This window comes from Streptomyces sp. WAC05374 (assembly GCF_004353505.1).
In the GTDB taxonomy this organism is placed as follows: domain Bacteria; phylum Actinomycetota; class Actinomycetes; order Streptomycetales; family Streptomycetaceae; genus Streptomyces.
Window position 1 is genome coordinate 1 of the sequence record NZ_SMNQ01000024.1, and the last position, 20838, is coordinate 20838.

General features: G+C 73.5%; 15 protein-coding genes. 5 read left to right on the forward strand and 10 right to left on the reverse strand.

Going from position 1 to position 20838, the window contains the following annotated elements; genetic code table 11:
* The 4 genes from E2B92_RS29575 to E2B92_RS29590 all read right to left on the reverse strand — a co-directional run.
* On the reverse strand, positions 1-1038 hold a 1038-nt coding region (locus E2B92_RS29575), incomplete at its 3' end, for a serine/threonine-protein kinase (protein ID WP_235024038.1).
* Between the two features lie 100 nt (positions 1039-1138).
* Positions 1139-2932: a serine/threonine-protein kinase gene (locus tag E2B92_RS29580; RefSeq protein WP_235024039.1), complete on the reverse strand. Its 1794-nt coding sequence runs from the start codon at positions 2930-2932 to the stop codon at positions 1139-1141.
* Between the two features lie 111 nt (positions 2933-3043).
* Complete coding sequence (locus E2B92_RS29585; RefSeq protein WP_133087763.1) at positions 3044-5701, reverse strand: protein kinase; 2658 nt, start codon at positions 5699-5701, stop codon at positions 3044-3046.
* 138 nt (positions 5702-5839) lie between these two features.
* On the reverse strand, positions 5840-8443 hold the full coding sequence (locus E2B92_RS29590) for a serine/threonine-protein kinase (RefSeq protein WP_133087764.1): 2604 nt from the start codon (positions 8441-8443) through the stop codon (positions 5840-5842).
* 158 nt (positions 8444-8601) lie between these two features.
* Here E2B92_RS29590 and E2B92_RS29595 point away from each other — a divergent pair, with 158 nt between their 5' ends.
* Both E2B92_RS29595 and E2B92_RS29600 read left to right on the forward strand, forming a co-directional pair.
* Positions 8602-9708 (forward strand): serine hydrolase domain-containing protein, encoded by a 1107-nt coding sequence (locus E2B92_RS29595; protein WP_133087765.1) that lies wholly within the window; start codon positions 8602-8604, stop codon positions 9706-9708.
* Positions 9709-9796: 88 nt separating this feature from the next.
* Positions 9797-10591, forward strand: a complete 795-nt coding sequence (locus tag E2B92_RS29600) for an alpha/beta fold hydrolase (RefSeq protein WP_126888152.1) — start codon at positions 9797-9799, stop codon at positions 10589-10591.
* 136 nt (positions 10592-10727) lie between these two features.
* Here E2B92_RS29600 and E2B92_RS29605 read toward each other — a convergent pair whose 3' ends face one another.
* Entirely contained in the window at positions 10728-12434 is a 1707-nt protein-coding gene (locus E2B92_RS29605; protein WP_126888151.1) for a glycerol-3-phosphate dehydrogenase/oxidase, read from the reverse strand.
* A gap of 223 nt (positions 12435-12657) precedes the next feature.
* Between E2B92_RS29605 and E2B92_RS29610 the strand changes: the two genes are divergently transcribed.
* On the forward strand, positions 12658-13899 hold the full coding sequence (locus tag E2B92_RS29610; RefSeq protein WP_126888150.1) for a nucleotide sugar dehydrogenase: 1242 nt from the start codon (positions 12658-12660) through the stop codon (positions 13897-13899).
* Positions 13900-13984: 85 nt separating this feature from the next.
* Here E2B92_RS29610 and E2B92_RS29615 read toward each other — a convergent pair whose 3' ends face one another.
* The 4 genes from E2B92_RS29615 to E2B92_RS29630 all read right to left on the reverse strand — a co-directional run bounded on the left by E2B92_RS29615 (position 13985) and on the right by E2B92_RS29630 (position 18347).
* A complete protein-coding gene (locus E2B92_RS29615; RefSeq protein ID WP_126888149.1) occupies positions 13985-15109 on the reverse strand; it encodes a GuaB3 family IMP dehydrogenase-related protein in 1125 nt (374 codons plus the stop codon).
* A 104-nt stretch (positions 15110-15213) separates the two neighbouring features.
* Positions 15214-16716 (reverse strand): IMP dehydrogenase, encoded by a 1503-nt coding sequence (gene guaB / locus E2B92_RS29620; protein WP_126888148.1) that lies wholly within the window; start codon positions 16714-16716, stop codon positions 15214-15216.
* Between the two features lie 198 nt (positions 16717-16914).
* Positions 16915-17502: a sigma-70 family RNA polymerase sigma factor gene (locus tag E2B92_RS29625; protein ID WP_073753561.1), complete on the reverse strand. Its 588-nt coding sequence runs from the start codon at positions 17500-17502 to the stop codon at positions 16915-16917.
* 233 nt (positions 17503-17735) lie between these two features.
* Positions 17736-18347 carry a response regulator transcription factor gene (locus E2B92_RS29630; RefSeq protein ID WP_003948568.1) on the reverse strand — a complete coding sequence of 204 codons (612 nt, stop codon included), beginning with the start codon at positions 18345-18347 and terminating at the stop codon, positions 17736-17738.
* A gap of 390 nt (positions 18348-18737) precedes the next feature.
* Between E2B92_RS29630 and E2B92_RS29635 the strand changes: the two genes are divergently transcribed.
* A complete protein-coding gene (locus E2B92_RS29635; RefSeq protein WP_126888147.1) occupies positions 18738-19058 on the forward strand; it encodes a WhiB family transcriptional regulator in 321 nt (106 codons plus the stop codon).
* 122 nt (positions 19059-19180) lie between these two features.
* Here the strand turns inward: E2B92_RS29635 and E2B92_RS29640 are convergent, their stop codons facing one another.
* Complete coding sequence (locus E2B92_RS29640) at positions 19181-20074, reverse strand: LysR family transcriptional regulator (RefSeq protein ID WP_126888146.1); 894 nt, start codon at positions 20072-20074, stop codon at positions 19181-19183.
* A 78-nt stretch (positions 20075-20152) separates the two neighbouring features.
* On the opposite strand from E2B92_RS29640, the gene E2B92_RS29645 reads away from it, so the two are divergent.
* Complete coding sequence (locus tag E2B92_RS29645) at positions 20153-20824, forward strand: MOSC domain-containing protein (protein ID WP_126888145.1); 672 nt, start codon at positions 20153-20155, stop codon at positions 20822-20824.
* The last annotated feature ends 14 nt before the right edge of the window (positions 20825-20838 follow it).

A 20838-nucleotide genomic window follows, 5' to 3' on the forward strand; every position in this document is an offset into this window, starting at 1 on the left:
CACCGCGCCCGCCGCGGGCGCGGTGCGCGGGGCGTCCTCGCGGGGCGGGACGGCGTCGGCGTACGGGCCGGCGGCGCCGGTCGCCCGGCCGGTGTACGGCACGGGGGCCGGCTCGTACGCCCGGGCCCCGGCATCGGCCCCGCCGCGCCCGTCGGAGCCCCTGCCGTCGGAGCCCCTGCCGTCGGAGCCGCGCCCGTCGGAGCGGCCGTCCGGGCCCCGGGCGTCCTGGCCCCGGGCGTCCTGGCCCCGGCCCTCGTACCCGCGACCCTCGTAGCCGCCGCGACCCTCGTACTCGCGCGGCCGTCCGGTCTCCGCGTACGCCCGCAGGAGCCGCTCCGCCTCGGCCGCGCCCATCCGCCGCTGCGGGTCACGCTGTAACAGCCCGCGTACGACGGGCAGGAGGGGCCCCGCCGCCGCGGGCGGTCTGAAGTCCTCCTCCACGACCGCGTGGAGCACCCCGCCCAACGAGTCCCGGTGGAAGGGCGACTGGCCGGTCAGCGTCGCGCACAGCAGCGCCCCGAGCGACCACAGGTCCGTCTCCGGACCGGCCTGCGCGCCCCGCATCCGCTCGGGAGCGGTGTACTCGGGCGAGCCGACGAACATCCCCGCCTCGGTGATCGTCGTCGAACCGGCGAGCTGCGCGATGCCGAAGTCCGTGAGGACGACCCGCCCACTGCCCTCCTCCAGCAGGACATTGGCGGGTTTCAGATCCCGGTGCAGCACGCCCAGGGCGTGCGCGGCGCGCAGGGCGCTCAGCAGCGCCAGTCCGACGCGGGCCGCCTCGCGCACGTCCAGCGGGCCGTGGACGGCGATCCGCTCGGCGAGCGAACGCCCCTCGACCAGCTCCATGACGATGTACGGGACGTCGTCCTCCTCGACCACGTCGTGGACGCAGACGATGTGCGGGTGGTGCACGCGCGCGATGGCCCGCGCCTCACGGAGGGTGGGGTACACGGCGGTGCCCACGTCGACGTGGAGCTCCTTGACGGCGACGCGACGGCCGAGCAGCTCGTCGTACGCCCGCCAGACCGTGCCCATGCCTCCTCGCCCGAGCCGGGCATCCAACCGGTAGCGTCCGACGATCCGCCGTTGCTGCCCCGATCCGGACACGGCACATCCCCTCTGCTCGCGCCGAGGGTCACTCCTCGGCGGGACGCCAGCCGCGCAGCATGATGTCGAACTGCTCCCGCGTCACCGGCCAGTCGACCGCGGGGGCGGACATGTACAGCGCGTACTCGGTTCCGTCGTCCGCGTAGTACACCTGGTCGATCGCGCGCCGCTCGCCCGCATGTGCGTTCTTCTCGACCCAGGTGAACTCCCACAGACACGATTCCAGTTGATCACGGAACGTGTTCGCGTGCAGCTCCTTCCGCTCATACCGGGGAAGCCGCTTCTTCAGCCCTTTCTCGATATCGAGCATGTGAAGGCAGGGATTTTCGAAGTCGGGTGAGGCGTCGACACTGATACGGATGAGGTGGCGGCCGTTGTCGGGGGTGTAGTCGATCTGACCGCCTTCCGTCCGGCGCTTCCAGCCCTGAGGCACGAGAAGGCTGAAACCCGACGGGTCCTCGACCCGCTCCCAGCCATCCGGAACGGTCCGCACCGGCCCGTCCAGGCCGGCGGCCGCCCGGGCCGTGTCGTCGTTCCCGTACCGCATGACGGCGAAACCCGCGGCGCTGCCCACGACGGCGGCGAGGACGGTCACGAGCAGGGCCGTGCGCCAACCCCGCCGGGGGTGTGGCGGGTTGTCGGCGCCCCAGTGGCCCCGCGGGCCCGCCGGGCCGGCGGCGCCCGGGCCGGCGGCGGCGCCCGGGCCCGGGGCTCCGTCGCTGCCGGGGCGGGGGTGCCCGGCGGTGCGGGCCGGGCCGGCGGCACCGGAGGCCGCGGGGTGCCCGGCCGCGCCGGCGGTCCCGGCACCGGAGGACGCGGAGGACGCGGGGTCCCCGGCGGACGGGGCGGACGCGGCGGTACGCGACGCGGAGGACGCCGTGGAGGGCGTGGCGCCCGCGGCGGCGTCCTGCTCGGACTCCGGCAGTCGCACGGTGACGGCCGCCAGCTCCTCCCGGCTGATCGACCGTGTCGGGACGTACGCCTGCGCGGCGGCCGGGGCGCGGCCCTCCATGGCCTCCAGCAGCATCCGCTCGGCCTCGGTGGCGTCGGGCCGGTCCGCCGGGTCCTTGCGCAGCAGCGCGATGATGACCGGCCCGAGGGCGCCGGCGTGTTCGGCGGGCGGGGGCTCCTCGGTCACCACGGCCTGCATGACGCTGATCGGCGAGGTGCGGTGGAAGGGCGAGGTGCCCTGGACGGCGGTGTAGAGCGTGGCGCCGAGGGACCAGAGGTCGGAGGCGGGCCCGGGGTCGCCGCCCCGTACCCGTTCGGGAGCCAGGTAGTCGATGGAGCCGACGAGTTCCCCGGTACGGGTGATGGTGGAGTCGCCCTCGATGGCGGCGATCCCGAAGTCGGTGAGCAGGACGCGGCCGTCGTGGGCGAGCAGCACGTTGCCCGGCTTGACGTCACGGTGCAGCACTCCGGCGGCGTGCGCGGCACGCAGCGCGCTGAGGACGTGCAGACCGATACGCGCCGCCTCGCACGCGTCGATACGGCGATTTTCAGCCGCCTTCGCGGCGTCGGCGAGGGACGGGCCGTCGACGTACTGCATCACGATCCACGGGCGGTCGTCGTGCTCCAGCACGTCGTGCACGGTGACCACGCCGGGGTGGGTGATGCGGGCGGCGGCGCGCGCCTCCTTCTGCGTCCGGGCGTGCAGGACGGCCCGGTCGGCCTCCGAGACGTACTTACCGGCCGTGAGCTCCTTGACGGCGACGGTCCGGTGCAGCACTTCGTCGTGGGCGCGCCAGACCTTGCCCATGCCGCCGCGGCCGATGACCTCGCTCAGCCGGTAGCGACCGGCCAGTACGAGTCCCGCGCCCATGCCTTGAGAGTGTTCCACTGTCCCCCGCTCTTCCTTCGGAGGCCAGGTTACGGAGGGTTGTGCCGTGGCCGAAACCTCGGGGTTGCCAAGGAGACCGCTCCGTGATCCGTTTCAGCGCGTGGAGCGGTAGGCCTGCACGGCCTGTTGATAGATCTCGGACACCTTGTCACGCTCGCTCTCCGGGCCGATGACCTGGATGACGTGGTAACGGTCGGCTACCACGAGTGCCAGGTTACGGACGTACACCTCACGGCCGTTGACGTCCGACCAGGTGAACTGGCCCTCCGCCATGACCTGTCGGCCCACGTCGATCCGCCGCAGCCCTGATGCGGTGGCCCAGCTCGAGTCGCGCCAGGGCTGGAGTTCGCGCTCCTTGGTGCGCTGGTACTCCAGGGGGTCGCTGCCGCCCTCCCGCACGGTGTCCCGGCCGGGTACGACGACGAGGGTGAAGTCCCCGCCGGTGTAACGGACCTGGCCCACGTCGTTGATGGGGCTGCGCCGCCAGGTCTTGTCGACGCCGACGCGGAAGCCCTCCGGGTCGTCGCGCACCGTGTACCCGGCCGCCACGCCGGGGCTCGTCCCGCCGGGGTCCGTCCCGCCGGGCGAACCGGGCGTGACGGTGTTGGTCGAGGGCGCCTGGCCGCCGGGGCTGGGGTGCTGCTGCTGGGGGTCCTGCGGATCGGTGGACTGCTGCGGCGGGCCCGGCTGTTGCGGCCGCGGCGACTGCTGGGGGGCCTGGGGCGCCTGCCCCCCGTTCCGGGTGTCCGCCTTGGGCATGAACATCACGGCGTACGCGATGGCGGCGGCCAGCGCGAGCAGTATGACGAGCAGGAGCGTCCGGCCGAGGGCGCGCGGGGTGCGGGAGCGCGACGCGCGCTCGGCCTTCCTGGAGTGGCGGTGGCGGCCGTGCGTGGTGCCGGGCGCGCCCGCGCGGCGTCTGCGCACCAGCTCGCCCCGGCGGCGCACGACGGGCAGGCGGGCGGCGTCGACGGACGGCATCGGCACCACCTCGGTGCCCGCGTCGGGCTCCGGTGCCGACCGGACGAGCGAGCGGAGCCAGCCCCGCAGCTCCTCGAAGTCCGGCCGCTCGGTGGGGTCCTGGCGCAGCAGCGACTCGACGACCGGGCGCAGCGGACCGCACTCCTCGGCGAACGCGGGCGGCTCCGAGCACACCATCTGGACCAGTTCGGCGGCGCTCTCCTCGGGGTACGGGGCATGCCCCTGGACCGCCCGGTAGAGCAGCGCGCCGAGCGCCCACAGGTCGGTGGCGGGGCCGATGGGCGGTGCGAGCTGCCAGGTGTCGTGGACCGGCCCGGCCTGCTCGGGCGCCCAGCGCTCGGTGACGGCTCCGACGACGGCGATCCGGGCCTGGCGGGCCCGCTCGGCGGCGAGGGGCGTGGCGGGGCCCTTGTAGCGGGGGGCGGTGGCCCGGGTGTCCTCGACGACGTCGTCCCAGCGGCCGCCCGGTTCGACGGGTGCGGTGGGGCCGGTGGGTGCGCCCGGCCCGGCGCCGGAGGGGGCGTGGGCACGGCGCTGGGCGTCGGCGCGCAGGGCGTCGCGGGTGCCGTACGGGGAGACGCCGCCGCCCGCCGGGACGGAGCCGTGCCCCGTGCCCGGCCCGTCGCTCCAGGTGCCGGTCAGCAGGGCGCGCCGGGGTGCCTCGCCCCGGCCGCCGGTGTCGTCGTCCTCGCCGTCGTCGCCCTCGTCGTCCTCCAGGTCCGCGGTCTGCGACCACCACTGGGGCTCGTAGTCGTCCGGGGTGCCGCCCGCCGGGGCGGCGGGGCCCGTCGGCGGGGGCGGCAGGGGGAGGGCGGCGCCCGCCTCGTCGGCCCGGGCGACGGCTCGCATCCCGGCCCGGTAGGCGGCGATGGCCCCGGCCGCGCCGGTGGCTCCGGTGCCCTGGGGCGTGCCGGCGGGGCGGGGTGCGGTGGCCGGGTGGGGTGCGGTGGTGCGGCCCTCCGGCGCGTACGGCTCGGGGCGCGTCGGCGCGTAGGGCTGCGGGAGGGTGGGCGCGGCCAGTTCGTAGCCGGGCGCGAGGGCGGGCAGCGGGGCGGGCGGGAGCCCGGGAGGCGGCTCGGGTGTGCCCTCGGGGCCGGCCGGTGCGTACGGGACGTCGTCGTCGGCGTCCTGGTCCGCGTCGGGGTCCGGCACGGGCGCGTACCCGCACAGGGCCTCCTCCGCGGCCCCCGCCGCGAGCCCCGTCAGCACGACCCGCCCGTCGTCGCAGACGAGCACCGTACGGACCGTGATGTTCCGGTGGACCCAGCCGTGCGCGTGGAGCGCGCGCAGCGCGGTGAGCACGTCGGAGCCGATCTCGGCCGCCCGGTACGGGCTCAGCGGCTTCTCCGCGAGCAGTGCCGCCAGCGGCCGGGCCGCCACCAGTTCGCTCACTATCCACAAGGACCCGGCCTCGGCGAAGACGTCGAAGACCTGGTCGAGCCGTGGATGGTCCGGGATCTGCGCCGCCGCCTGGGCGGCCTCGATCGCCCGCCGGACGGCCGGGTCGGAGGACCGGCGGACGGCTCGGGCGGCCGGCGCCCTGCGCGGTGGCACCCGCGCCCCGGAGGCCCCGGCAGGCCCGCCCGGTGCCCCGGCCCCGGGCTCCACGACCTCGGCGTCGACGACCTCCGGCAACGGCAACTGCCGGACCAGGACTTCCTGGCCGCTGTAGGTGTCGAAGGCGCGCGTCTCCACGAGCTCGTACTCGTCGGAGGGCGGCAAGGGCAGGCGGTAGCGGTCGGCGAGCACCCTTCCCGCGTAGTCGTCCACGACGCCGCCTCCCCACGAGCGCGCTGTCCCCCGGCTTCACAGACCGTACGAACCCGTCAATTCTGGTCGTCTCGCGTGCAGTTACCCGCTGATTCCGGCTGCGTACGGTCTACGAGCTCTCACGATACGTGGCCCTGGTCAGTCCTTGGGGCTGAACGTCGCGAACGCCGTGTCCCGCAGCGTCTTGCACTCCGCGCCGTCCCACTCGGCGGACTTGCACGTGATCATGATCGAGTACCCGCGCTTCGCGTCGACCTTGAAGCCACGGTTGAGCACGCGTACCCGCTCCCCGCTCTGGTCGCGCTCGAACTGCCAGTCGGCGACCGTCGGATAACCCTTGTAGTCGACCTTGTCGATTCCATGATGCCGGTAGCCACTGACACTCGCCTTCAGGCCGACCCACGCGGCCGCCCAGGCAGCGGCGGCATCGTCACCGGGGCTGTCGGTGAAGTCGACCTGGACGCGCGGGAACCCGCCGCTCTGGCTGAATATGCCGCCCGAGTTCTGTCCCGCTATGCCGGTCATGCGGAAGTTCGACGGCATGGCCATGGTGAAGTGGAACCGGTCGTCGCTGACCATGGCGTACCCGCTCGGCAGCGTCGCCGCCCCGGTGCCCGTCCCGGCTCCCGTACCGCCGGACGGCTTGACGCCGCCACCGCCGTCGCCGCCACCGGTGCCGGGCTGCGCCCCGCCGCCCTGCTCCTTGCCCTGCTCGCCGTCGGGCTTGCCGTCGTTGCCCCCCGAGCCGCTCGGGCCGGCCGTGGAACCGGCCGACGCCGTACGGTCGCCGCCCGGCGTGCCCTGGCCCTTGGCGCCCGGCTCGTCGTCGCCGCCCAGGCTGAGCGCCAGCACGGTGGCGATCACGGCCAGCACGACGACGACCGCGATCACCACGAGCGTGCGGCGCGACACCACGTCCGTGAGCGGTGCCCGCACGGGCGCCGCCGGACCGGAACGCTCCGCCGACCGCGGGCGGGGACCCGGCCCCGGCTCCGCCTTGGTGGACGCCGCGGCGTTGCGCACGGAACGCAGCGCGCCGCGCATCCGCTCCGCCGCCGCGTCCGCCACCTCCTGGGGCTTGGTGGCCGGGCCCTCGCCCGGCAGCGGCAGGAGCGGCACGATCCGCGTGACCTCGGGCGACGGCTCGGCGGCCGGCGCCACGGACTGCTCGGGCGCGTGGATCACGTCGTTGAGCAGCGCACGGGCGCCCGCGTCGTCGAGCCGCTTGGCCGGGTCCTTGTGGAGCAGGCCGTAGATGACCTCCTCCAGCGGACCCGCGTTCTTCGGCGGGTCGAGCTGCTCGGTCATCACGGCGGTCAGCGTCGCGATGGCGGAGCCCTTGTCGTACGGCGGGCAGCCCTCCACGCACGCGTACAGCAGGCCGCCCAGCGACCACATGTCCGCCGCCGGGCCCGGCTTGTGACCGCGGGCCCGCTCCGGCGAGATGTACGAGGGCGCGCCGACGAGCATGCCGGTCGAGGTGATGGACGGGTCGCCCTCGACCTGCGCGATGCCGAAGTCGGTGAGCACGACCCGGCCGTCGTCCGCGATGAGGACGTTGGACGGCTTCACGTCACGGTGGAGGATGCCCTCACGGTGCGCCGAGCGCAGCACGTCGAGGATCGCCAGGCCCACCTCGGCGGCGCGCCTGGGCGTGAGGACGCCGTCCTCGCGCACGGCGTCGGCGAGCGACTTGCCCTCGATCAGCTCCATGACGATCCAGGGGCGGTCGTCCTCGTCGACGACGTCGTAGACGGTCACGGCGCCGTTGTTGCGGATGCGGGCGATCGCCTTGGCCTCGCGGAGGGTACGCGTGATGAGGCGGCGCTTCTCGTCCTCGTCGATGCTGCTGGGGAAGCGCAGTTCCTTGACGGCGACGGTACGGCCGAGCGTCTCGTCGACCGCCCGCCACACGGTGCCCATGCCGCCGCGCCCGAGGACGCCGCCGAGCCGGTAGCGGCCCGCGAGCAGCCGTCCCTCGCTGGTCGGCCGCGCCCCTGACGCCGTGTCGGCCCGGCCGTCGCCGCGCGCGGCCCCGGCTGCCGGCTTCGCCCCGGAGGTTTTGGTGTCCTTCGGCTCCTTGGACTGCGCGGGCTTCCTGGCACCCTCGGGCGCCTTGGAGCCCTTGGCGGCCCTGGCGCCGGCGGGGTCGCCGGGGGCGGTGGGGCTCGCGGAGCCGGTGGGGCCTGCGGAGTCGGTGGGGCTCGCGGCGGACTTGGGGCTGGTGGGGCTCGCGGCGGACTTGGCCTTGCTGAGGCTCGCGGGGTCCTCGGAGTCCTTACGGGCCGCGGGCTCCTTGGAGCGCTCCTGACCCTTGGCCCCCTCCGGAGCCTGCGCACCCTCGGCGGCCTTGGCTCCCTCGGCGGTGCCGGACGCGCCCGTGGACGGCGGCGTCACCGGCGTACCCGACGCCTCGTCACCGCTACCGGTACCGGCGCCGGTGGCACCGCGCGGGTCGGCGTCCCGCCGCGCGTCCGCGTCCTTGCCGGACCGGGGCCCGGGAACGGTGCCGTCCGCGTCCTTGCCCGAGGGGCCGCCGGACTCGCCGGCCGCCTTCTGGGGCCGGCCCGCGCCCAGCTTGATGGTCGCGTCCTTGACCGGTTCGGTGCCCGGCGGGACGGAGGCGTCCCCGGCCGCTCCGGCGCCCGGTTCCGTGTCCGGCCCGTCCGTCCCGACGCCCGGCTTCGCCGCGTCCCGCTGAGGTTCCCGAGCCGCGTTCCGCGACTGCTCCGCTCCCGACATGCGTCCCCTCTGCGATCCCTGATCCTCGCCCGCGCCTGCCGCTTCCGCGCGATGCGGTAACCCGCCCTGGAAGAGCGTCCATTGTCTCTCACTCCGGGACCGGCGAATCTCCCGGGTCCTTCGTCCGTCAGTATGGGCCCCGAAGAAGGGACGCCACCATGCCACTGCCCCGCGCGCGGCTCGCCGTTCCGCTGGTCACCGCCCTGGTCGCGCTGGGCGCCGGCCCGCTGTCGGGGGAGCCCTCCCCCGCCCCTCCCTCCCCCGTGCTGCCCCGGCTGGTCGCGGAGGGCCACGCTCCGGCCGCCGCGATGCTGTCCGCCTCGCCCTCCGGGTCGCAGTTCCAGACGGCCGGTCACGGCATCCGGCGCGCCGACCGTTTCCGCGCGGGCAGCATCACCAAGACGTTCGTCGCCACCGTCGTGCTCCAACTGGACGCCGAGGGCAGGCTGGACCTCGACGACCCCGTCGGCCGCCACCTGCCCGGCCTGGTCCGCGGCGAGGCCGCCCGGCGCGTCACGCTCCGCGCCCTCCTCACCCACACCAGCGGCCTGCCCGACTACGCCCCCGGCACCACTCACGCGTCACCCCCGGCACGCACCAGTGCGCGTGAGGCCGTGCGCCGGGTGCTGGCGGGGCCGTGGCGGCCCGTCGGGCACTACGCCTACTCGAACACCAACTACGTCCTGCTCGGTCTCGTCATCGAACACGTCACCGACCGCCCCTACGCGACCGAGGCGCTCCGACGCATCATCAGACCCCTCCGCCTCACCGGCACGTCGTTCCCCGGCACCCGTGCGGCCCTTCCCTCACCGCACGGCCGGGCATATGACGCCGCCGGCCGGGACGTCACCGTACTGGACCCCCGCACCGCCGACGCGGCGGGCGAACTGGTCAGCACCCTCGACGACCTGAACCGCTTTTACGCCGCCCTCCTCTCCGGCCGCCTCCTCCCCCCGCCCCAGCTCCGCGAGCTGCTCAGCACCCGGCCGGCGAGCGGCCCCTACGGCATGGGCATCTACCGCCACACCCTGTCCTGCGGCACGACGGTGTGGGGCCACAACGGCCTCATCACCGGCAGCTACGTCCGCTCGGCCACGAGCCCGGACGGCCGACGCACCGTCACCTTCCGGGTCAATACGGACGCCGTTCCGCGCGGGACCCTCGCGGAGCTGGAACCCGCGCTCCTCGACGCCGAGTTCTGCCGCGGCGCGCAAGGCCGGCGCGGCCACGAGACGGCGCGGCCCGCCGCGTTCCGCGCCTCGTAGAGCCGCACGGTCCGGGGCGCGCACCGGGCGGTCGCGCACGGTGGTTACTCTCGTCGTCCCATCGATCGCGACTCCAGGAGATCGGACTGTGCGCAGCGTCGCCGTAACGCCCGAGGGTGACCGCATCCGCTGGGTGGAGCTGCCGGGGCAGGAGCCGCCGCGTGTCTACGTGCACGGCTTGGGCGCCACCTCGCCCGCCTACTTCACACAAGTCGCGGTGCATCCCCTGCTGGCCGGCCGCCGGTCACTGCTGATCGACCTGCTGGGCCACGGCATCAGCGACCGGCCGGCGAGCTTCGACTACACGCTGGAATCGCACGCCGACGCGCTCGCCGCCGCCCTGACCGGCGCGGGTGTCACGGGTGCCGAGTTCGTCGCGCACAGCATGGGCGGCTCCGTGGCCATCGTCCTGGCAGCCCGCCACCCCCACCTGGTCTCCCGGCTGGTGCTGATCGACGCCAACCTCGACCCGGTTCCGCCCATGCGCCCCGGGGAAGGCAGCAGCGGCATCGCCTCCTACTCCGAGGAGGAGTTCCTGGAGGGTGGCTGGGAAGAGGTCCGCGACCGGGTCGGTGCCCACTGGTGGTCCACGATGCGCCTGGCCGGCCGGGAGGCCCTGCACCGCAGCGCGGTCCACCTCACCCGCGGCACCGTGCCCACCATGCGTGACCTCCTGCTGGACATGCGGATGCCCCGCACCTACCTGCTGCCCGAGGCCGCAGGACCGCTCCCGGGCACGGACGCGCTCACCGAGGCCGGGGTGCGTGTCGTCGCGATCCCGGACTGCGGACACAACATCATGCTGGACAACCCGGAAGCCTTCGTGCGGGCCACCGCGGCGGCCCTCACGGACCGCGAACCGAGCGCGTCACGCCCCGCGTGAGGCCGCGGCCGTGCCGCCGGTGGCCGAGGCCCTGACGGGCCGGTGGCCGAGGCCCAGACGGGCCGGTGGCCGAGGTGACCGCCGGGCACGCGCCCGGCGGGGCGGGCGACCGCCCGCACGAAGCGGGGCCGCACGCTCAGAGCGGCACGATGTCGGGTGCGCCGAGCCGGGCCGCGTCCGCCGTCAGGTCGTCCGGCTGGAGCTGCGACTCGCGCTCCGCCTCCACCCGCTTCGCGTAGTGCTCCACCTCCTTCTCGATGTGCGCCTCGTCCCAGCCGAGTACCGGTGCCATCAGTTCGGCGCACTCCCGCGCGCTGCGCGTGCCGCGGTCGAACGTCTCGATCGAGATGCGGGTCCGCCGGGTCAGCACGTCGTCCAGGTGCCGGGCGCCCTCGTGCGACGCGCCGTAGACGATCTCGGCCCGCAGGTAGTCCTCGGCGCCGCCCAGCGGTTCGCCGAGCTTCGGGTCGGCGACGATCATCTCCAGCAGCTCCTCGGCCAGGGAGCCGTACCGGTTCAACAGGTGCTCCACGCGCGCCACGTGAAGCCCCGTCCGGGCCGCGATGCGGGCGCGGGCGTTCCACAGGGCGCGGTACCCCTCGGCGCCCAGCAGGGGCACGTCCTCGGTGACGCAGGCGGCCACCCGCGTGTCGAGGGCGTGCACCGCCTCGTCCACGGCGTCCTTGGCCATCACCCGGTACGTCGTGTACTTGCCGCCCGCGACGACGACGAGGCCGGGCACGGGGTGGGCCACGGTGTGCTCGCGCGACAGCTTGCTCGTCGCGTCGGACTCGCCGGCCAGCAGGGGCCGCAGTCCCGCGTACACGCCCTGCACGTCGTCGCGGGTCAGCGGCACGGCGAGCACGCTGTTCACATGCTCCAGCAGGTAGTCGATGTCGGCGCTCGACGCCGCCGGGTGGGCCTTGTCCAGGTCCCAGCCGGTGTCGGTGGTCCCCACGATCCAGTGGCGCCCCCAGGGGATGACGAAGAGGACCGACTTCTCGGTGCGCAGGATCAGACCGGTGCTCGAGTGGATGCGGTCCTTGGGCACGACGAGGTGGATGCCCTTCGACGCCCGGACGTGGAACTGCCCCCTCTCCCCGATCAGGGCCTGTGTGTCGTCCGTCCACACCCCGGTCGCGTTGACGACCTGCTTGGCGCGGACCTCGTACTCGCCGCCCCCTTCCACGTCCTGGACCCGGGCGCCGACGACCCGTTCCCCCTCGCGCAGGAAGCCGATCACCCGGGCCCGGCTGGCGACGTGCGCGCCATAGGCGGCGGCCGTCCGCACGAGCGTGGCCACGAACCGGGCGTCGTCCATCTGCGCGTCGTAGTACTGCAACGCCCCGACGAGCGCGTCCTTGCGGAGCGCGGGTGCCACGCGCAGCGCCTGGCGCCGTGACAGGTGCCGGTGCACGGGCAGCCCGCGCCCGTGGCCGGACGAGACGGACATCGCGTCGTACAGCGCGACGCCCGAGCCGGCGTAGAACCGCTCCCAGCCCCGGTGCTGGAGCGGGTAGAGGAACGGCACCGGTTTGACCAGGTGGGGGGCGAGGCGCTCCAGCAGCAGGCCGCGTTCCTTCAGCGCTTCCCGTACGAGCGCGAAGTCCAGCATCTCCAGGTAGCGCAGCCCGCCGTGGATGAGCTTGCTGGAGCGGCTGGAGGTGCCCGACGCCCAGTCACGGGCCTCGACCAGCCCGGTGGCCAGCCCGCGTGTCACCGCGTCGAGAGCCGTCCCCGCGCCGACCACTCCGGCGCCGACGACCAGCACGTCCAGTTCGCGATCGGCCATGGCCGCCAGCGCCTGCACGCGCTCGGCGGGTCCCAGTGTCGCTGTCCTCACCGCTGCCTCCCGTCGCCCCCGGTGTGGTCGGGCTCACAGACTCGATTCTGTCCCGGCCCCCCGACTTCAGCCACCGCCTGTGGACAACACTCGGCCGAACCACAGCCCGCAATGCCGCATAACGGTCATATTTACGCCTAGTCTGACATTGCATACCGCTCGTTCTGTCCACAGGACTTGCGTGCCTCGTCCACTCCGGCTACTGGGAAGGACGGCATCACCCATGCCCGCAGACCTCGCCGTCATCGGCCTCGGCCACCTCGGCCTGCCCCTCGCCCAAGCCGCCACAGCCGCCGGTATCGACACCATCGGCTACGACACCGATCCCCGTCCCGTGGCGGAACTGGCGGCCGGCCGGCCACCGGTCGACGGCTCGCTCACCGCCTCGGAGATCCGCCGGATGCTCTCGGGGGGCTTCCGGCCGACCACCGACACCGCCGAACTCGGCCGCGTCCGCACCGCCGTCATCTGCACCCCCACCCCCGCCGGTGCCGACCGCACCCCGGACCTGACCGCCGTCACCGACGCGGCACGCGCGCTCGCCGCCCGGCTGCGCCCCCACACCACCGTCCTGCTCGAATCCCCCGTGCATCCCGGCACCACCGAGGACGTACTGCGCCCGCTGCTGGAAGCCGGGTCGGGGCTCAGGGCCGGACGCGACTTCCACCTCGCCTACTCCCCCGGCCGCCTCGACCCCGGCAACCGCGCCCACGACTTCGCCCACACCCCCAAGGTCATCGGCGGCCTCACCCCCGCCTGCACGGAGTCGGCCGCCGCCTTCTACGGCCGCCTCACCGACAAGGTCGTACGGGCCCGGGGCCTGCGCGAGGCCGAGACCGTCAAGGTGCTGGAAACCAACTTCCGCCACGTCAACATCGCCCTCGTCAACGAGATGGCGGTGCTCTGCCACGAACTCGGCGTCGACCTGTGGGACGTCATCCGGTGCGCCGAGACCAAACCCTTCGGGTTCCAGGCGTTCCGCCCCGGCCCCGGCGTCGGCGGCCACGGCGTCCCCGTCGACACCATCGGCCCCCACCGCCCGCTGCGCCTGGTGGAACTGGCCGGCCAGGTCAACGAACGCATGCCCCAGTACGTCATCCAGCGCTGCGCCACGCTCCTCAACGAGCACGGCAAGTCGGCCCGCGGCGCCCGCGTCCTGCTGCTCGGCGTCACCTACAAGCCGGACCTGGCCGACCAGGAGGCCGCCCCCGCCGCCGAGATCGCCCGCCGCCTGATGGACATGGGCGCGGCGGTCAGCTACCACGACCCGTACGTCGCCGACTGGCGCGTCCGCGACCTGCCCGTCCCGCGGGCGGACTCCCTGTACGAGGCGGCGGCGGCGGCCGACCTGACGGTGCTGCTCCAGCACCACCGCACCTACGACCTCCAGGGGCTGGCCGTGAAGGCGCAGCTCCTGCTGGACACCCGGGGCGTCACCCCGGCGGGCGCGGCGCACCGCCTGTGACAGCGGAAAGGGCCCGCACCTGCGAAGGTGCGGGCCCCTGGCGAACCCGATCGGCTGCCCCTGCTCGGGCAGGCGGCGCGAAGGCTCAGCGCTTGTGCTCGGCGTCCGCGACCGTGACCTCGACGCGCTGGAACTCCTTGAGCTCGCTGTAGCCCGTGGTGGCCATCGCCCGGCGCAGCGCGCCGAAGAAGTTCATGGACCCGTCCGGCGAGTGCGAGGGACCGGTCAGGATCTCCTCGGTCGTGCCGACGATGCCGAGGTCGACCAGCTTGCCGCGCGGCACGTCCTCGTGGACGGCCTCCATGCCCCAGTGGTGGCCCTTGCCGGGCGCGTCGGTCGCGCGCGCCAGCGGGGAGCCGATCATCACCGAGTCGGCACCGCACGCGATCGCCTTGGGCAGGTCGCCCGACCAGCCCACACCGCCGTCGGCGATGACGTGGACGTACCGGCCGCCGGACTCGTCCATGTAGTCCCGGCGCGCGGCCGCGACGTCCGCGACGGCGGTCGCCATCGGGACCTGGATGCCCAGCACGTTGCGCGTGGTGTGCGCGGCCCCGCCGCCGAAGCCGACGAGGACGCCCGCCGCGCCGGTGCGCATCAGGTGCAGGGCGGCGGTGTAGGTGGCGCAGCCGCCGACGATGACGGGGACGTCGAGCTCGTAGATGAACTGCTTCAGGTTCAGCGGCTCGGCCGCGCCCGAGACGTGCTCGGCGGAGACCGTCGTACCGCGGATGACGAAGATGTCCACACCGGCGTCGACGACGGCCTTGGAGAACTGGGCGGTGCGCTGCGGGGAGAGCGCGGCCGCGGTGACCACGCCCGAGTCGCGCACCTCCTTGATGCGCTGCCCGATCAGCTCCTCCTGGATCGGGGCCGCGTAGATCTCCTGCAGACGGCGGGTCGCGGTCTCGGCCGGCAGCTCGGCGATCTCGTCCAGCAGCGGCTGCGGGTCCTCGTACCGGGTCCACAGGCCCTCGAGGTTCAGGACGCCGAGGCCGCCGAGCCGGCCGATGCGGATCGCGGTCTGCGGGGAGACCACCGAGTCCATCGGAGCGGCCAGGAACGGGAGCTCGAAACGGTAGGCGTCGATCTGCCAGGCGATCGAGACCTCCTTCGGGTCCCGGGTGCGCCGGCTCGGTACGACGGCGATGTCGTCGAACGCGTACGCCCTGCGGCCGCGCTTGCCGCGCCCGATCTCGATCTCAGTCACGATGTGTGGCCTTTCCCTCTACGTCTGCGCCTACCAGTATCCCCGACGCACGCCTGAGGGGCGGTTCCGGCCGGATGCCGGACCGCCCCTCACGCGCGCGTGGATCACTTCCTGCTGTAGTTGGGCGCCTCGACGGTCATCTGGATGTCGTGCGGGTGGCTCTCCTTGAGGCCCGCCGACGTGATCCGGACGAACCGGCCGCGCTCCTGGAGCTCGGGGACGGTCCGGCCGCCGACGTAGAACATCGACTGGCGCAGGCCGCCGACCAACTGGTGGACGACCGCGGAGAGCGGGCCGCGGAAGGGCACCTGGCCCTCGATGCCCTCGGGGACCAGCTTCTCGTCGGAGGCGACGCCCTCCTGGAAGTACCGGTCCTTGGAGAAGGACCGCTGCTCGCCGCGGGACTGCATGGCGCCGAGGGAGCCCATGCCACGGTACGACTTGAACTGCTTGCCGTTGATGAACATCAGCTCGCCCGGGGACTCCTCGCAGCCCGCGAGGAGCGAGCCGAGCATCACCGTGTCGGCGCCCGCGACCAGGGCCTTGGCGATGTCGCCGGAGTACTGCAGGCCGCCGTCGCCGATGACCGGGACACCGGCCGCCTTGGCGGCGAGGGAGGCCTCGTAGATGGCGGTGACCTGCGGGACGCCGATGCCGGCGACCACGCGGGTGGTGCAGATGGAACCGGGGCCGACACCGACCTTGATGCCGTCGACGCCGGCGTCGATCAGGGCCTGGGCGCCGTCACGGGTGGCGACGTTGCCGCCGATGACGTCCACCGCCGCGTTCGACTTGATCTTGGCGACCATCTCGCCGACCAGCCGGGAATGGCCGTGCGCGGTGTCGACGACGATGAAGTCGACGCCCGCCTCGATCAGCGCCTGGGCGCGCTCGAAGGCGTCGCCCGCGACGCCGACGGCGGCGCCGACGAGGAGCCGGCCGTCCTTGTCCTTGGCGGCGTTCGGGTACTTCTCCGCCTTGACGAAGTCCTTGACGGTGATGAGGCCCTTGAGGATGCCCGCTTCGTCGACGAGCGGCAGCTTCTCGATCTTGTGGCGGCGCAGCAGCTCCATGGCGTCCACGCCGGAGATGCCGACCTTGCCGGTGACCAGCGGCATGGGCGTCATGACGTCGCGCACCTGCTGGGTGCGGTCGGTCTCGAAGGCCATGTCGCGGTTGGTGACGATGCCGAGGAGCTTGCCCGCCGGGTCGGTGACGGGGACGCCGCTGATGCGGAACTTGCCGCAGATGGCGTCGGCCTCGGCGAGCGTCGCGTCCGGGTTGATGGTGATCGGGTCGGTCACCATGCCGGACTCGGAGCGCTTGACCAGGTCGACCTGGTTGGCCTGGTCCGCGATGGAGAGGTTGCGGTGGAGCACGCCGACGCCGCCCTGCCGGGCCATGGCGATCGCCATGCGGGACTCGGTGACCTTGTCCATCGCGGCGGACAGCAGCGGGATGTTCACCCGTACGTTCTTGGAGATGTACGAGGAAGTGTCGATCTGGTCGGGCGCCATGTCGGACGCGCCCGGCAGCAGCAGCACGTCGTCGTAGGTCAGCCCGAGTGTCGCGAATTTTCCGGGCACTCCGTCGACGTTGGCAGTCATGACACCTTCCCCAAATGGCCTTGATCGGTGCGGATGTCCATGCTAACGGCCTGCGGCCGTGTCTCATTCCACGAGCAAGATCACCCGGAAGGTTTGTACGTTCACACGTACGGCCGTACACGGACGGACGCGCGGGCGGGTGCGTGTCCGGTCCGGACGGGCGGCCGGTGCGTGCCCGCGCGGTGCGCGGGCCACGCGTCACTGTTCGGCCAGCGCCCGCAGCCGGCTCAGCGCACGGTGCTGGGCGACGCGGACCGCGCCGGGGGACATGCCGAGCATCTGGCCGGTCTCCTCGGCGGTCAGGCCGACGGCGACCCGCAGGACCAGCAGTTCGCGCTGGTTCTCCGGGAGGTTGGCGAGCAGGCGCTTGGCCCACTCGGCGTCGTCACTGAGCAGCGCCCGCTCCTCGGGGCCGAGGGAGTCGTCGGGGCGCTCGGGCATCTCGTCGGAGGGCACGGCGGTGGAGCCGGGGTGCCGCATGGCGGCCCGCTGGAGGTCGGCGACCTTGTGGCCGGCGATGGCGAAGACGAACGCCTCGAAGGGCCGTCCGGTGTCCTTGTAGCGCGGGAGGGCCATCAGGACGGCGACGCACACCTCCTGGGCGAGGTCCTCGACGAAGTGCCGCGCGTCACCGGGCAGGCGGTTCAGCCGCGTACGGCAGTAGCGCAGGGCCAGGGGGTGGACGTGGGCCAGGAGATCGTGCGTGGCCTGCTCGTCGCCTTCGACCGCACGGTGTACGAGTGCACCGATGGCCCCGTGGGCATGGGCCGCCTCGTCGTCGCGCATCGGTCCATGGTGCCCTGGCGTCCGTCCGTCCGCGGCACCGCGTCCACTGTTGTGCACCGAAGCGTTATGAGCAGGTGCGCCGGAACTCATCTCCTGCGCCCTCCCCTCCCGCTCGATCGACTCGTCCCCGAGGAACTCCACCCTTCAAGGATGCGGCATCGCGCCGGAAACAGATATCGCGCCTCCGCCGCCCCGTCCGCCGGGCGGCGGACGGGGATCGCCACGGTCACGTGCTAGCGCACCAGGCCCCAGCGGAACCCGAGCGCGACGGCGTGCGCCCGGTCCGATGCGCCCAGCTTCTTGAACAGCCTCCTGGCGTGCGTCTTGACCGTGTCCTCGGAGAGGAACAGCTCACGCCCGATCTCCGCGTTGGACCGGCCGTGGCTCATGCCCTCCAGCACCTGGATCTCGCGCGCGGTGAGGGTGGGCGCGGCGCCCATCTCGGCCGAGCGCAGCCGGCGCGGGGCGAGCCGCCAGGTCGGGTCGGCGAGCGCCTGGGTGACCGTGGCCCGCAGCTCGGCGCGCGAGGCGTCCTTGTGCAGGTACCCGCGGGCGCCGGCGGCGACGGCGAGCGCCACGCCGTCGAGGTCCTCCGCCACGGTGAGCATGATGATGCGGGCGCCGGGGTCCGCGGACAGCAGCCGTCGGACGGTCTCCACGCCGCCCAGACCGGGCATGCGTACGTCCATCAGAATGAGGTCCGAGCGGTCCGCGCCCCAGCGGCGGAGGACTTCCTCGCCGTTGGCCGCGGTCGTCACGCGCTCGACGCCGGGTACCGTCGCGACGGCGCGGCGGAGCGCTTCTCGGGCAAGCGGGGAGTCGTCGCAGACGAGGACGGATGTCATGGCCGTCCTCCGCAGCTAGTGCGCGTCACCTTGAGCCTCCAGGCTGGTTACGTTTCGTCACCTGTGCGGTTGACGCCCCCGGACATCTGCCCGAGCGCTTGTTCTTTCAACCGCCTCCGCACTCTCAACGACGGTCACTCGAAAGAGTTACGGGTCCGCCCTCCCCCTTCGGCACTCTACGTGAGGGAGCGCGTACGGAGCAGAGCGACGCAGGTCACCGTTCCTTCACTCAGAGCTATGCCCCATTTAGCGGCTTTTCCTTCACTTTGTCGGTGTCTGTAGCTAGATTCGCAATGAGTCATATTTACATCTACTAAGACAGTAGTTGTACGGTCGTGGCTGTATCAGCCCACTCACCAGCTCAGTACCGGAACCAAGGGGACATGCGCCATGGCAGATTTCTCCCGCCTTCCCGGACCCAACGCCGACCTGTGGGACTGGCAGCTCCTCGCGGCCTGCCGGGGGGTCGACAGTTCGCTCTTCTTCCACCCCGAGGGGGAGCGCGGCGCGGCGCGGAGTGCGCGCGAGAACTCGGCGAAAGAGGTCTGCATGCGGTGCCCGGTCCGCGCGGAGTGCGCGGCCCACGCACTGGCCGTGCGGGAGCCCTACGGCGTATGGGGCGGCCTCACCGAGGACGAGCGCGAGGAACTCATGGGACGAGCCCGCAACCGTCTCATCACCACATCGTCGGGAACTCCGGCCAGCGCCTGAAGGAACGTTTCTTCTGTTGACTTTCCCGCCGAGCCTCCAGGGGCGGCCGCCCCAGGCCGCCCCTTTGGTACGTCCACGGGCGCCTGTCCCCGGCGCGGTCCTTCACGCGCGGGCGCGTGCGGTCACACCAGGGCGGCCGCGCGGGTGAGCTGGTCGAGGGTGGCGGCGACCGCCGGGACCTTGGCCAGGTCCGGCAGGGTGAGGGCGACGATCTCCCGCTCGACCGCCGGCTCCACCGACACGGTCCGGGCGCCCCGGGGGCGTACCGAGCGGATGGCCAGCTCGGGCAGGACCGCGACGCCGAGGCCCGCGCCGACCAGGCCGATCACCGCCGGGTAGTCGTCGGTCGCGAAGTCGATGCGCGGGGCGAAGCCGGCCCCCTCGCACACCTCCACGAGCTGGCGGCGGCAGCGCGGGCAGCCGGCGATCCAGGACTCCTCGGCCAGTTCCCCGATGGACACGGCGTCGGCGTCCGCGAGCCGGTGGCCCTCCGGGACGAGCCCGACCAGGCGGTCCGCGAGGAGCGGGCGTACGACGAGGTCGTCCCACTCGGCGACGGCCGGCCGGTAGCGGAAGGCGAGGGCCACGTCGCAGTCGCCGTCGCGGAGCATCTCGACCGAGCGGGGCGGCTCTGCCTCGACGAGGGAGACCCGGGTGCCGGGGTGGGCCGCGCGGAGGGCGGCGAGGGCGGTCGGGACGAGGGTGGAGCTGCCGCTCGGGAAGGAGACGAGCCGGACGCGGCCGGCGCGGAGGCCCGCGATGGCGGCGATCTCCTCCTCGGCCGCCGTGAGGCCCGCGAGGATTCCGGAGGCGTGGCGCACCAGTGCCTCGCCGGCCTGGGTGAGGCGCATCTCGCGGCCCGTGCGGATGAGCAGCGGCGTGCCGGCGGACGCTTCGAGCGCCTTCATCTGCTGGCTGACGGCGGGCTGGGTGCAGCCCAGTTCGCGCGCGGCGGCCGAGAACGAGCCGGTGGCGGCGACGGCGCGGAAGACGCGCAGATGACGGGCTTCGATCACCCTTCGACTATAAGGCGCGCTTGGATGCCGCGCGAAATATCGATGCGGCGCTTTGAGCGGCTCCTTTAGCGTGGCGGCATGAGAGTTCTGACCGTCAATGTGGGCCGGCCCAAGGCCGTGGGGTACAGCGACAGCGCGAGCGGCATGACGGGGATCGACAAGCGGCCGGCCGAGGGCCCGGTACGCGTGGCCGACCCCGGACCCAAGGGCGAGGGCGGGAGCGGCGTGGCCGGGGACACGGTCTGCGACCTGCGGCACCACGGCGGGACCCACCAGGCGGTGTACGCGTTCGCCCGCGAGGACCTCGACCACTGGGAGGCCGAGCTGGGGCGTCCGCTGGCGAACGGCTCGTTCGGGGAGAACCTCACCACGGCGGGGTACGACGTCAACGGCGCCCTCATAGGCGAGCGCTGGCGGGTCGGCTCGGCCGTGCTGGAGGTGGCGTCCGGGCGCATCCCGTGCCGTACGTTCGCGAGCTGGCTGGAGCAGAAGGGGTGGGTCAGGCGGTTCACCGCGCACGCCGCCCCGGGCGCGTACCTCAGGGTGGTGGAGGCGGGCGAGATCCGCGCGGGCGACGGGATCGAGGTCGTGCACCGGCCGGACCACGAGGTGACGGTCGCCTTCGCCTTCCGCGCGTTCACGCTCCGGCGGGAGTTGCTGCCACGCACGCTCGCGGCCGGCGAGGCGCTGGACCCGGACGTGCGGGAGGCCGCGCTCGCGTACGCCGAGCGGGCGACGCGCCCCCGCTGAACGCCGCCTGACGG